General features: G+C 73.5%; 9 protein-coding genes and 2 pseudogenes. 5 read left to right on the top strand and 6 right to left on the bottom strand.

All coding sequences use genetic code 11. From position 1 onward, the window contains the following. From MHW47_RS22885 to MHW47_RS22860, 6 genes and pseudogenes are all read right to left on the bottom strand, one after another. A pseudogene (locus MHW47_RS22885) lies at positions 1-488 on the bottom strand (hypothetical protein); the annotation flags it as partial. Positions 489-493: 5 nt separating this feature from the next. After that, the gene (locus MHW47_RS22880) at positions 494-652 is read right to left on the bottom strand and encodes a DUF6760 family protein (RefSeq protein WP_018553076.1); all 159 of its coding nucleotides are present in this window, start codon (positions 650-652) and stop codon (positions 494-496) included. Continuing rightward, positions 649-1143, bottom strand: coding sequence for a hypothetical protein (locus tag MHW47_RS22875; protein WP_239225662.1), 495 nt, complete (start codon positions 1141-1143; stop codon positions 649-651). Before MHW47_RS22875 ends, MHW47_RS22880 begins: the two co-directional genes overlap by 4 nt. Continuing rightward, on the bottom strand, positions 1140-1580 hold the full coding sequence (locus MHW47_RS22870) for a phage tail protein (RefSeq protein WP_239225661.1): 441 nt from the start codon (positions 1578-1580) through the stop codon (positions 1140-1142). The genes MHW47_RS22875 and MHW47_RS22870 overlap by 4 nt, the downstream gene beginning before the upstream one ends. Positions 1581-1644: 64 nt before the next feature. After that, the gene (locus tag MHW47_RS22865) at positions 1645-3165 is read right to left on the bottom strand and encodes a phage tail sheath family protein (RefSeq protein ID WP_239225660.1); all 1521 of its coding nucleotides are present in this window, start codon (positions 3163-3165) and stop codon (positions 1645-1647) included. 480 nt (positions 3166-3645) lie between these two features. After that, positions 3646-4977: a hydrolytic protein gene (locus tag MHW47_RS22860; RefSeq protein WP_239225663.1), complete on the bottom strand. Its 1332-nt coding sequence runs from the start codon at positions 4975-4977 to the stop codon at positions 3646-3648. A gap of 224 nt (positions 4978-5201) precedes the next feature. Here MHW47_RS22860 and MHW47_RS22855 point away from each other — a divergent pair, with 224 nt between their 5' ends. The 5 genes and pseudogenes from MHW47_RS22855 to MHW47_RS22835 form a co-directional block, all read left to right on the top strand. Further along, positions 5202-5927, top strand: a complete 726-nt coding sequence (locus MHW47_RS22855) for a response regulator transcription factor (RefSeq protein ID WP_239225659.1) — start codon at positions 5202-5204, stop codon at positions 5925-5927. Between the two features lie 203 nt (positions 5928-6130). Next, positions 6131-8050, top strand: coding sequence for a DUF4157 domain-containing protein (locus MHW47_RS22850; RefSeq protein WP_239225658.1), 1920 nt, complete (start codon positions 6131-6133; stop codon positions 8048-8050). A 180-nt stretch (positions 8051-8230) separates the two neighbouring features. Beyond that, on the top strand, positions 8231-11344 hold the full coding sequence (locus MHW47_RS22845) for a hypothetical protein (protein WP_239225657.1): 3114 nt from the start codon (positions 8231-8233) through the stop codon (positions 11342-11344). Then, positions 11341-12051: a DUF4255 domain-containing protein gene (locus tag MHW47_RS22840; RefSeq protein ID WP_239225656.1), complete on the top strand. Its 711-nt coding sequence runs from the start codon at positions 11341-11343 to the stop codon at positions 12049-12051. The genes MHW47_RS22845 and MHW47_RS22840 overlap by 4 nt, the downstream gene beginning before the upstream one ends. Before the next feature lie 37 nt (positions 12052-12088). Continuing rightward, positions 12089-12772, top strand: a pseudogene (locus tag MHW47_RS22835) (ATP-binding protein); the annotation flags it as partial.

Raw genomic sequence — 12772 nt, 5'->3', positions numbered from 1 at the left:
CGGGGCACGGCCGCGACCCGGCCGGTCCGGGGCGCCGGGCTCGTCCCCGTCACCCCGGCCGAGGGCGCGGGGCGCTCCTCCGCAGGCTCGGACGCCGACACCGTGCGGAGCACCAGCGGGGCGCCCTCGGGTGCCGTGCGCGGGGTGCCCGGGGTGCGGGTCACGCCGTGGATGCGGCCCACCGGGGCCGTCGGGAGGACCGCGTGGCCCAGTTCGCCGTCGCTGTAGGCGACGTTCTGCCAGGACGCCAGGCGGGAGCGGAAGCGCAGACCGTCGCTGACGCCGATCGAGGAGCGGGCGACCGTGACCTCGGGCGGGGCCACGCGGCGCCAGCCGCCGTCCCAGTCCGTGCCGGAAGTGCCGGAAGTGCCGGAAGTGCCGGAAGGCGGGGAGGGCGGCGCGGGCTCGGACGCGGCCGGCGCGGCCTCCGTACCGCGCCCGGCGCGGCCCGCGTCCCGGTCGCGCCGGAACCAGCCCTTCAACTCCACGCCCCTCACCCGCTCTCGTTGACGCGGGTGTTGATCCGCGCTATCTCCCTCACCCATTCCTGCCGCTCACCGTGGGTGAGGTCGAGGATCTCCTCACGCTGCCAGTGGAAGTGGTAGGCGATGTACGCGAGCTCCTCCCGCAGCCGGGAAGGCGCGTACGTCACGATTCCCCCAGGCGCTCACCCGACAGGTCCACCTCGAAGGAGCCGTGGCACAGCGGGCAGGTGACGGCCGCGTGGGTGTGGCCCTCGCTGTTGATGCGGCGGTAGAAGTCCTGGAGGAACGCCACGTCGGTGGCGTACATCCGCTCCACCACCCCGGCGTGCACGTCGGTGATCGTGCCGAGCCGGGTGATGACCTGGCTGAGGAGCACGACGCTGAGGTAGGCCGGGTTCTCCTTGACCCGCAGGTCGATCTGCGGGCGCAGCTCGTCGCGGGCGGTGGCCAGCCGCATCGTGCCGGTCCGGTGGACCCGGCCCTCGTCGTCCACGTAGCCGCGCGGCAGCTCGAAGTCGAACTCGTCGGGCCGGCGGACGGGCGGGGCCGGGGTGGGCGCGGGGGCCGCCGGGGCGGCCTCGCGCTGCGCGGGCGCGGCGGCGGCCAGGGAGTCCAGGACCTCTTCGAGGCCGCCGCCGGAAACGGTCCTGCGCCTCATTCGACCACGATCTCCTCGAAGGTGATGGTGACCGTCTCGGTGGCCGCGCTGGACTCGCCGGCCTTGAGGGAGGGGCCCTCCCAGCGGCTGGCCCAGCCCTGCATCAGCTGGATGCGGCGGACGGTCTCACCCGTGGAGTCCTTGATCTCGATGGTGAGGTTCTGCCGCGCGGTGTCGACGGCGCCGTTGTTCAGCGTCTCCTTGATCCACTTGGTGAACTCGCTGCTCTTGTCGAGCCCGCGGGTGATCGTCACCTCGCCCGCCTGGCGCGCGCCGGGCTGCTTGCGGATGATCTGCTTGCCGGTGGAGGTCACCTGCCGGACCTCGACCACCTCTTCCTCGACGGTCAGCCCGCTGATCTCCTGGATGGACTCCACGAGGTAGCCGCCGAGCTGCACGCCGAAGACGTGGGTGGAAAGAGCATCGCCCTCTGCCATGACTGTGTGTCACCTGTTCCGTTCGTTGTCTGTTGCCTGCCGGGTCACCGTGCGACGGGGTGGGTCACTCGTCCACGAGGCTGGTGCTGTCCGAGAACTGCGAGAGGCGGAAGACGACGAACTCGGCGGGCTTCACCGGGGCGACGCCGATCTCGCACACGACCTGGCCGAGGTCGATGGACTCCTGCGGGTTGTTGTCCCGGTCGCACTTGACGTAGAACGCCTCCTCCGCCGTACGGCCGAAGAGCGCGCCCCGGCGCCACTCCTCGGAGAGGAACGCGGTGACGTTGCGCCGGATGCTCGACCAGAGGCGGTCGTCGTTGGGCTCGAAGACGACCCACTGGGTGCCCAGGAGGATCGACTCCTCCAGGTAGTTGAAGAGGCGGCGGACGTTGAGGTAGCGCCAGGCCGGGTCGGACGACAGGGTGCGGGCGCCCCAGATCCGGATGCCCCGGCCGGGGAAGGCGCGCACGCAGTTGACGCCGATCGGGTTGAGGAGGTCCTGCTCGCCCCGGCTGAGCCGCAGTTCGAGGTCGAGAGCGCCCCGGATGACCTCGTTGGCGGGGGCCTTGTGGACTCCGCGCTCGCCGTCACTGCGCGCCCAGACACCGGCGACGTGGCCGCTCGGCGGCATCAGGGTCTGCCGGCCGGAGGCCGGGTCGAGGACCTTGAGCCAGGGGTAGTAGACGGTCGCGTAGCGGGAGTCGTAGCCGGCGTCGTCGTTGCGCCAGGTGCGGACGCGCTGGGCGTTCATGCCGGGCGGGGTGTCCAGGACGGCGACCCGGTCGCCCATCTGCTCGCAGTGCGCGATGACGGCCAGCTGCACGGCCCGGACGCCCTCGTCGTCCAGGTCGCCGCGCTGGTGGGCGCTCATCAGGTCGGGGACGGCCACCATGGTGATCTCGTCGATGGCCTCCAGGGCCGCGATGCCCGTGCGCTCCGCCGCGTCACCGATGAACTCGACGGCGCCGGTGCGGCCGGTGCCGGTGTCCGGGGTGGCGGGCGCCAGGGTGAGGCTCTGCTTCTCGGGGCGGCTCTGGGCGGCACCCGGCTGCTCGGTGACCTCGATCAGCTTGGACTGGCGGGCCTGGGTGACCAGGTAGCCCTTGACGTTCTTGCGTACGGAGGTGTCGAAGGTCTCCGCGACCTTGCCGCCCTGACGCACCAGCAGCCGGAACCGGTCCTCCGGCGGGTTCTCGCCCTCGGCGTCGGCGACCTCGATGGAGATGCCGTCGCCCGCGCCGGGCCGGGCGGAGACCAGGAAGCCGCCGATGGCCACGGAGGGCGCCGGGGCGGTCTCGCGCGGGGCGGCGCCCTCGGCCGGGCCGCCGATCCGCACGATGTACGCGGCGCCACCGCCGTTGCTGAAGAAGCCGTGGACGGCGAGCGTGAGGTACGTGTCCGGGGTGAAGGTGCCGAACGTCGAAACGTACTGGTCCCAGCTGGTCACCAGCGTCGGCCGGTGGAACGGGCCGGTCTCAGCGAAGCCGACGAAGGCGGCGACCGCGGTGCCGACTCCCTCGATGGGCCGTGCTCCGGACTGCACCTCCTCCACGTAAACACCTGGGGTGAGGTACGACGGCATGCTCGCTCCTTCGGCTGGTCAGTCGTTCGCCCGCCCAGTCTTCCCAGCGGGTGCGCGCGGGCAGTAGGCCCCAAAGTCCTGGCCGGGGGGCAGGGCCGCTGCCTTTCCGGGCCTGTGGGGCCGGTCACAGGCCGGCACCGCCGCGAGGGATTAATTCCAGCCAGAAATTACCGGCCCGTAGCGGGGAAATCGGCTGGATTTCCCCTGTGGTCCGGAGCAACCGGAGGAAGCCGAATCCGCTCCGGCCCGCACGCACCGGAGTGGTCCAGTCCATTCACCGCATCCGGAAATGCCCTGGAATGGCCCCGGAAACGGCTTCATTCACCCGCTGCCCGTCCTCCGCGCATTTACGCGTCCAGCACTTGTGCGTGTGTCCCGATGTGGGACGCACCACATCCGGATGAACTCCGGACGGATCATCAGCGCAGGTCGAGCCGGACTCTGTTCACATCTCCGGAACAGAAGGGGAGGCTCCCGGCGCTATCGTTCCTCTCGCGAGACATCGCTCAGCACACCGCTGACATTGAGCACTTGGTGACACCCGGAAGCCTGCGTACCGGTGGCCGGAGTCCCAGGCTTGGAACAGGTCACGGAAACGGTGACCGCGGCCTTCTCCGGAATCTGAATGGGGGTGACCCAGTGATAGTCCTGGTTCCTGAACGTCTCCAGCGCGATCGTGGTGATCTTCCGCTTGCCGAAGGAGATGGTCAGCAACCCTTCGTCGCCCTGGAAATTGGCCACGACGATGTCCGTGACACCGAAAATCTTGCCTTCCGGGACCACATACGTGCCGGAGTCGCTGCTCCCCGGCCGCGTCCGCACGTCGATCGTCGCGGAACTCTGCTCCTCGCCGGCTCCGCCGGTGGACCCGGTCCCGCCCGAGCCGCCCGTGCCGCCGCCTCCGCCGGTCCCGTCCGCGCCCGCCGTACTCCCCTGACCCTGCCCCTTCGGCTGCCCCTGGCCGCCTCCGGTGGCACCGCCGGACGCGGCGGCACCCTCCTGCTGACCGGGCTGCCGGTTCTCCTGCCGCGCCGCCTTGGCACCCGCCTCCTGCGCGGTGGAACGGATGGTCGGCCGCACGAGCGCGAACCAGGCCAGCAGCAGCGCCAGGATCGCGGCCAGCAGGATCAGCAGCCAGCGCGGCAGCAGCGGGAGCTGGGCGAACTCGCCCTCCAGCGTCTCGGGCCGCGCCCGGTCGGCCCGCGCGTCCTCGACGGGCGCGCCGCCCTCGCTCTCGGGCTCACCGACGACCACCTCGAACGGCCAGGCCGCCGGGGCACCGAACCAGATCAGCTTCCGGGCCCGGACCTTCAGCCCGGCCTCCGCCGACTCTCCGGGCTCCAGGCGCCGGCGCTCCGGCGTGAACGCCAGCCGCAGTTCCTCGCCCTGCTGCCGGGCGGCGAGGGCGATGTCGATGGGAGCGTTCCCGCGGTTCTGCACCGCCGTCCGGAAGCGGGCGCCCAGCCAGCCCCGGCGGCGCCCCGGTTCCAGGCTCGCCCGCAGCTCGTGGAACGGCTCGACCACCACCGTCATCTCGGGGACGGCCACCGCCTCGGGGTGCTCGGCGGGCAGCACCCGTATGCCCAGGGGCAGTTCACCGGCCCGCACCTCGTGCGACCGGGGCGGCGCGAACCGCACCGTGACGGTCTCCGAGGTGCCCGGATAGAGCGAGACCCGCGCCGGCTCCACCGTGGTCCATGCCGCGCAGTCGCCGACCACGTCGAGGGAGTACGCCTCGACGATGTCGCCGTCGTTGCGCACGGTCAGCGTGGTCGTCGCTTCGGCGCCGGGCGACACCGTCACCGTGGGCATGTCGAGTTCGGCAGATGTGGTCACGATGCGACGCTAGGCCGCACCGCGCTCCCGGCAGCAGGGGCGCGAGGGCAATGTGCGGGCACGGGCGGTGCCCCGGCGGCCCATCCGCGCCGGATGCCCGCACCGCATCCGCGGGCCAGGTCGCCCTGCGTACGCCGGACGAACGCATACGGCACCGGACGGAACGGACAGCGACGGAAGCGGCCCAGAAGGACGAGCACATGACGACCCTCACGACAGACATGACGATGACGAAGGAGGCGGCGGGCCTGCGCGCCCCCTCCCCGCCCCCGGTCCCCGCACCCGCCGCGCCCACCCGGGCGCTCGGCCGGATCTCGGTCGCGGTGTACGCGGAGGACCTGATACTCCGGACCGGGGTGGTGCAACAGCTGCGCCAGCGCCCGGAGATCGAGCTGGTACCGGACGAGGAGGCGGACCGCGCGCAGGTCTCCCTCGTCGTGGTGGACATGGTGAACGAACCGGCCGTCCAGCTCCTGCACCGCCTCCAGCGCAACACCGCGACCCGCACCGGCCTGGTCGTCGGCTACTTCGAGGCGGGTGCCCTGCAGACCCTGATCGAGTACGGCGTCGCGGCCGTGCTGCGGCGCGGGGAGGCCGACCAGGACCGTCTGGTCCACCTCGTGACGGCCGTCGCGAAGGGCGAGGGGGTCCTTCCCGGCGACCTCCTCGGCAAGCTCATCGACCACGTGAGCAGCCTGCACCGCTCGGTCCTGGACCCGAGGGGGCTCTCCCTGTCCACGCTCACCACGCGCGAGGCGGAGATGATCCGGCTGGTGTCGGAGGGCTACGGCACCGCGGAGATCGCCCAGAAGACCTCGTACTCCGAACGCACCGTCAAGAACGTGCTGCACGAGGTCGCCACGCGGCTGAACCTTCGCAACCGGGCCCACGCGGTGGGGTACGCGATGCGGCACGGGCTGATCTGACGCGAACCGTTCCGGCCGGTCGGCCGGGCCGTCCGGCCGGGACGGCGCGCGGGCGCACCCCGGGGGCAGCCGCCGTTGCCCCCGGGGTGCCCCGGCCCGGACGGCGGGCCGCAGTGCCTGTCCCGGCCGCTGCCCCGGTGACCCTTGCCCCGGGCCCCGCACGGCGGTGTCGTGGAGGGGACCGCCCGTCGAAAGGCAGACCGTTGTCCCAGCACGAGCAGCAGCGCGCCCGGACCGCCGAGACCCGGCCGGCCCCCGCGCGCGGCCAGGCCCCCACCGACCGGTCACCGCTCATGGAGGTCCAGCGCACCCTGGGCAACGCGGCGGCCCTGCGCCTCCTGCAACGGGCGGGCGGGGAGCCCGCCGTGCAGCGGACGGCCGTGCACGACGTGCTGAGCGGCGGCGGCCGGCCCCTGGAGGCGTCGCTGCGCGCCGAGATGGAGGCCCGGCTCGGCGCGGACTTCTCGGACGTCCGCGTCCACGACGACTCGGCGGCCCGCGCCTCCGCCGCGGAGGTCGGGGCGCGGGCGTACACCAGCGGCCACCACGTGGTCATCGGTGACGGCGGCGCCGACAAGCACACGCTGGCCCACGAGCTGACCCACGTCATCCAGCAGCGGCGGGGCGCGGTCGCCGGGACCGACCACGGCGACGGGCTGCGGATCTCCGACCCGGCGGACCGCTTCGAGCGGGCGGCCGAGGCCAACGCGCACCGCGTGATGCGGGGGGCGGTTCCGGCCGCACACGAGTCCGGGGAGCCGGTCGCGGGTCCGGGGCGGGCGGGGCCGGAGACCGTGCAGCGGTTCATGGCGCCGGAGGCGAGCGGCGACAACGCGGCCGCCTGGCGCCAGGAGGCGCTGGCGTACGTGGCCTCCCGGGGGCGGGCCATCCTGGAGGCCTACGCACCGCTGACGGGGAAGTCCCTGCCCAAGGTGGTCGCGGACCTGGGCATCCAGGCCGCGTGGTCCGTCGTCTGGCAGGCGGCCAAGGCCCCGGAGCAGGCGGCGGCGTCGGTGGACTCCCAACTGACCGACGTCATAAGGCAGCTGAACATCCTGGAGCAGGAGAACCTCACCGCGGACAAGGTCGGAGAGCCGCTGGACTTCGACAATCCGCTGCCCCGGGCCGTCGTGGGCACCGAGTTCACCTTCACGGACGACACCCTCAACGGCGTCGACGGGGGCAACCCGCTGCGCGTGGACATCAGCGGCCTGACCGGGAAGGCGGACGCCCGCGCACGGTCGGCGATCACCTACGCCAGGAACAAGATGGTCGACTGGGCCGGGCGGGTCCGCGACGCCGGGCGACCGGAGGGCTTCGGGCTGGAGGTGAGCACCACCACCGTCAAGGGCCAGGAGGCACGGAGGTTCACGTACACCGGGAACGGCATGACGTGGTGGTGGGAGATCACCATGGACGACGCCTGCCTGGAGACCCGGACCGACCCGACCCGCATCTCCGACCTGCACGCCGCCCCCGTGCGGTACATCGTGGAGCACCACATCTTCCAGCTGGCCAGGAGCTGCGGCCTGCGCGTGGACCAGAGCGTCTTCGGCGGTGGCGGGCACATCTCCCTGGACAGCGAGTCGGCGTTCGGCGGCAGCGTCGAACTCTTCGTCCAGTCCATGCGGCAGTGGGAGGAGGACTGGGACAGCTGGGTCGAACACTTCGGCAGGGGAGCGCGCGCGAAGGACACGGTCAACGCCCCGTGGACCGGCGACCTCCCCCAGGGAGAGGCCCACCTGGAGCGGGTGAAGACCCTGCTCGGCGAGATCCACGAGGCCGCGGAGCGGGGCGACGTGGACCTGCCCGGGGCGGTACGGCGCCTCCAGGCGCACATGCGGACGCTGCCCCTGCACCAGGACGCGACGCCGAACCTGCGGGAGAAGGTGAGCGCCCACCCCGAGGACCGGCTGCACTACCAGGCCGTCAACCTGGAGCACATGGACGACGCCGACCCGGCGCACCGGCGGGTCGAGTTCCGCGACATCCAGGCGCAGAAGGACTACAAGCAACTGCAGGGCGACCTCCAGCACATCGGCCGCCTCCTCCAGAACGTCCGGATGGACGTCAAGGCCGCTCAGGAGGGGCGTATCGCCGAGCGCCACCGGAGGAAGAAGTAGCCACCCGCCCCCAAAGGGCACCCGGGCTTCCCCGCCCCCGGTACTCCGGGCCCTGTTCCCGCGCCCTCTCGGCCGCCATGCTCGATGTGGAGAACCATCGACCAGACTGTGAGGTGGACCGTGGGCGGTCCTGCTGGCCCGGCGGGGAGTGCTCGGTGGCGGCGGCTCGGGGGTGCGCTGGTGCTGCTGACGCCGTTGCTGGTGGCGGGGTCCGTGTCCGCCCCGCAGGCCGCGCAGCCGGCCGCCGCCGCGTCGGACGTGAAGCCGGCGGACACCGGACGGATCGTGTTCGCCGGGACCGGCCACCGCAGCCTGGGCCGGGCCACCTCGCAGACGGCGACCGCGGACCTGTTCGGTTCGGGAGCCGCCCACTTCGACGAGGACGCGTTCGGACGCGGCGACACGCTGGTCTTCACCAGCCTGCGCGACGAGGTGCGGCCGCAGGTGTACCTGCGCGACGCGAAGGGCGACGTACGCAAGCTGACCTCCGGCATGGACGCCGCGCACCCCGAACTCTCGGTGGACGGGAAGACGGTGGTGTTCGACTCCGCCGACGACACCGGGCAGCGGGACCTGTGGTCGGTGGGCGTGAACGGCGGCGAGCCGGAGCAGTTGACGGACACCTCCGCGAACGAGACGTCCCCGACGCTCTCCCCCGACGGCAAGCGGATCGCGTACGCCAGCGACGGCGGCCCCGAGCGCGGGACGCAGATCTACGCCCGCGACGTGGACGGCGGCGAGGTGACGTGCCTCAGCGACAGCACGCAGGGCGACGCGGACGAGCCCGAGTGGAACCCGTCGGACGACACCGCCCGCCGTGACCGCGTCGTCTACACGCTGCGCGTGGAGCCCCAGTCGGACACGGACACCGGTCACCGGCTGCGGATCACGGACCGCTCCGGCACCGCCCGGCCCGTGTTCGGCGGGCTCGGGAAGGACTGGGGCACCCGGTCCGCGGCCTGGCTGCCGGACGGCGAAGGGCTGCTGTTCCTGAGCCCGAACACGGACTGCGGGTGCTCCGTGTACGACCACGTCTACCGGATCGGCTCGCCGGGCGACCCGGCGGACCCGCAGATGGTGCTCACCGAGGACCGCGAGGTCGAGGCCCCGACGGTGCTCGGCACGCCCTCCTCGTGGACGACCGTCGTCACCCGGCGGACCACGAAGGACGCCGCCCTGGTCACCCTCCAGGACATGCGGCAGGACGGCTCCGACCCGCGCGACCTGCGGCTCGACGTACTGCGCGAGGACCCGCGCGCCAAGGCCAACACCAGCGACGACCCCGCCGAGGACCCGCTGTTCCACCCGGCTGACGGCTACGACCCGTGGACCGAGCGGCAGACGTACACGCCCGACGGGCGGCAGATCGCCGTGACCCGGTTCGAGACGGACAACGGGAAGCGCATCCAGCGGATCTGGCTCACCGACACCGAGGGCCGGAACGGGAAGGCGCTGGACCTCGGCCGGGGCCCGGACGACTGGGACACCGACCCCGCGTTCTCCCCGGACGGCACCCGGCTGGCGTTCACCCGCTCCACACCCGGCGCGGGCGGCGCCCGGACGAGCCAGGTCCTGATCGCGGACCTCGGCACCGGCCGGGTCACCGGCCGGATCGTGCCGCCCCGGGACGGGGTGCAGGGCTCCGACGCGCAGCCCGCCTGGTCCTCGGACGGCACCCTGATCGCCTTCACCCGCAACGAGATCATCCGGGGCCTCGGCGGCATCAAGCACGTCTGGACGGCCCCGGTCGCCGATCTGAAGGACCAGCGCGACCTCAGCAGGACCGGCTGCCCCGGCGAGTGCAAGGTCATCGACGACAGCCCCGCGTTCTCGCCGGACGGCGCGTCCATCGCCTTCAACCGCAAGGACCGCGCCGACCAGATCAACCAGCGGGCCAGTGTCGTCGTCACCTCGCCGCAGGGCGAGAACTGCCGGGTCGTGCTGCCGGCCGACCGGCGCGGCGACCCCGCCGCGTGCGGGCAGAAGATCCCGGACGTGGAGACGACCGGGCCGTACCAGCCGCGTGACGTGGCCTGGTCACCCGACGCCTCCCGGCTGGTCGTCAGCCACCGCCGGGGCCGGGCGCCGAACTCCCCCGAGCAGCTGTCCCAGCTGGACCTCGCGACCGGCACCCTGACCCCGCTCACCGCGAAGCTGCCCGGCCGGCAGAAGGAACCGGCGTTCCAGTGGAAGGTGGACCTGGCCGTCACCGCGCCGCCCACCGTGCCCGCCGTGGAGAACGGCTCCTCGACGTCCGTCACCGTCACCGTCACCAACCGGGGCCCGGCACCCTCGCCCGGCACCACCTTCGTCGCCGACCTCCCGCCGGGCGTCCGCCTGGAGGAGCTGACCAGCACCGCGGGCACCTGCGAGCCGGGGGCGCCGAGCTGCGACCTGGGCCTGCTCGGGCCCGGCGCGCAGGTGACGATCACCGCACGGCTCACCGGCGTCACCGACGGCCCCTGGCAGCTCGGCTGGTCCGTCACCGGCACCGTCCTGGACCCCGACCCCACGGACAACGCCACCGGCACCGCCGTCCGGGTCCGCACCGCGCCCCGGCCGCCCGCGCCCTCCCCCGGACCGGCCACCCCGCCCTCGTTCCCGCCGCCGGCCGCCCAGCCGCCCGCCGTACCGCCCGCGCCCGAACCGCAGGCCGGCCCCGGCGTCGCCGTACGGGCGCAGCCGAGCCCCGGCTACGTCGGCGGACGCGTCGTGGTCACGTACACCGTGCGCAACGGGAAGAACGCGCTGGCCACCGGGTTGCGGCTGCGGCTCGGGCTGCCCGGCCGCATCCCCGTGGCCACGCTCCCGCCGGGCTGCACGGGCGGGGTGTGCGCGCTCCCCGACCTGGAACCGGGCGCCTCCTCCGTGCTGCGGGTGGTGCTCGCCCCCGACCGCGCCCTGCGGACCACGATCACCGCGACCCTGACGACCAGCGGCACCGACGCGGACCGGGACGACAACGTCTCGCGCATCCCGCTGCGCATCCTCCAGCCGCGCATCGTGTCGGTGCCCGAGGTGGGCAAGCCCGGCTTCGTGACCTCGGTGCGCGGCAAGGACTTCCCGCCCGGCGTGCCGGTGAAGCTCACCTGGAAGCCCGGGATCACGGCCGCCGCCGCGCCCACCCGGCCGGCCGCCGACGGGACGTTCACCGCCCAGTTGCTGATCATGGTCAAGGACCGGACCGGGCCGCGCACCATCATCGCGTCCGGCCCCGGCTTCTCGCCGGTGGACACGGACTTCCTGGTGGTCACGGGCAACCTGGTGCCGCCGGACGAGATGGGGCGCCGGTGATCCACGAGGTCGACGAGGGGCTGCGGCTGCTGCTGGTCGACGCCGGTCTCCAGGACAGCGGCGTCGAGCTGGTCTTCGACGCCCCGACGAAGGACTGGTCGGCGCGGCGCAACGCCCCCACGGTGAGCGTGTTCCTGTACGGCATCCGCGAGGACGCGGCGCGCCGCCGCAGCGGCACGGCCGAGGAGTACGACGAGGAGGGCGTCGTCACCGGCCGCCGGGCGCCCGCGCGCTGGTTCGAGCTGACATACCTGGTCACCGCCTGGACCAACCGGCCGCAGGACGAACACCGGCTGCTGTCCGAGGTGTTGCGCTGTCTGATCCGGACGAGCGTGCTGCCCCGCCGCATGCTGACGGGCAGCCTCGCCGAACTCGGGCTCACGGTCGAGCTGGAGGCCGCGTCGGCCGGTTCGGGCGACCGCCCCTCCACCGTCGATGTGTGGTCGGCGCTGGGCGGCGAGCTGAAGGCCGCCATCGACCTGCGGGTCTGGGCGCCGCTCTCCGGCGAGCTGGAACCGGCCGGGCCGCCCGTCACCGAGGGCCTGGTGGTGCGCACGGCCGCCGCCGTGGACGGCGAGGCCGACGGACCGGGCCGCCGGCTGCGGTACGAGAACGCCGCGCCGGACCGGCGGGGCGAGGGCTTCGCGGCCGAACGCGAACGGCAGTTGCCGCCGGGGCGGCGCAGGCGCGGGGGTGGAGTGCGGTGAGGACGGTACGCGGCAGCCGGCACGGGGGCGGCGCCCGGTGACCGCCGTACAGCAGGCACCCGCCGGGCTCGGCGGGCCGGACGCGGCCGTCGCCGAACTCTGGGCGCGGCTCGGTGAGGTCGAACGGCGGGTGCGGTACGCCGTCGCCCTGCGCCGCGAAACCGATCCGGAGCCGGACGATCCGTTCCGGGGGCAGTACCTCACGCCCGCCGCCGCCGAACGGGTGCTGGAGTCGCGGGACGCGTTCCGGCCCGTGCCCGGCCCCGGACCGAACGACCCGGCACCGCCGCCGTCACCTGGGGACGGCCGGATCGGTGAGCTGGCGGCCCGGTTCGGGCTGGCCGGGCCCGACCTCGATCTGCTGCTGGTCGCCATGGCACCGGACATCGACGCCCGGTTCGAGCGGTTGTACGGCTATCTCAACGACGACCTGACCCGGCGCCGGGCCACGATCGGCCTGGCCCTCGAACTGTGCGGGCTGCCCTGCGCGGGCCCCGGCCGGTTCCGGTTCTCCCCGTCCGCGCCGCTCGTCGCGGCCGGGCTGGTGGAGATCCTGGAGCCCGAACGCCCGCTGCTGTCCCGGGTGCTGCGCGTCCCGGACCGGATCACCGCGCATCTGCTCGGCGACGACGAGGTGGACGCGCGGGCGCACGGCCTGGTGCGGGTGACCGCGCCGCCGGACGGGCCGGACGGCTGCCCGGTGACCCGGCGCGTCGCGGCG

It is taken from the genome of Streptomyces sp. OfavH-34-F (assembly GCF_022347745.1).
Classification (GTDB): Bacteria; Actinomycetota; Actinomycetes; order Streptomycetales; family Streptomycetaceae; genus Streptomyces.
The sequence above is the reverse complement of the archived record's forward strand: the minus strand, read 5'-3'. Positions and strand labels throughout refer to the sequence as shown.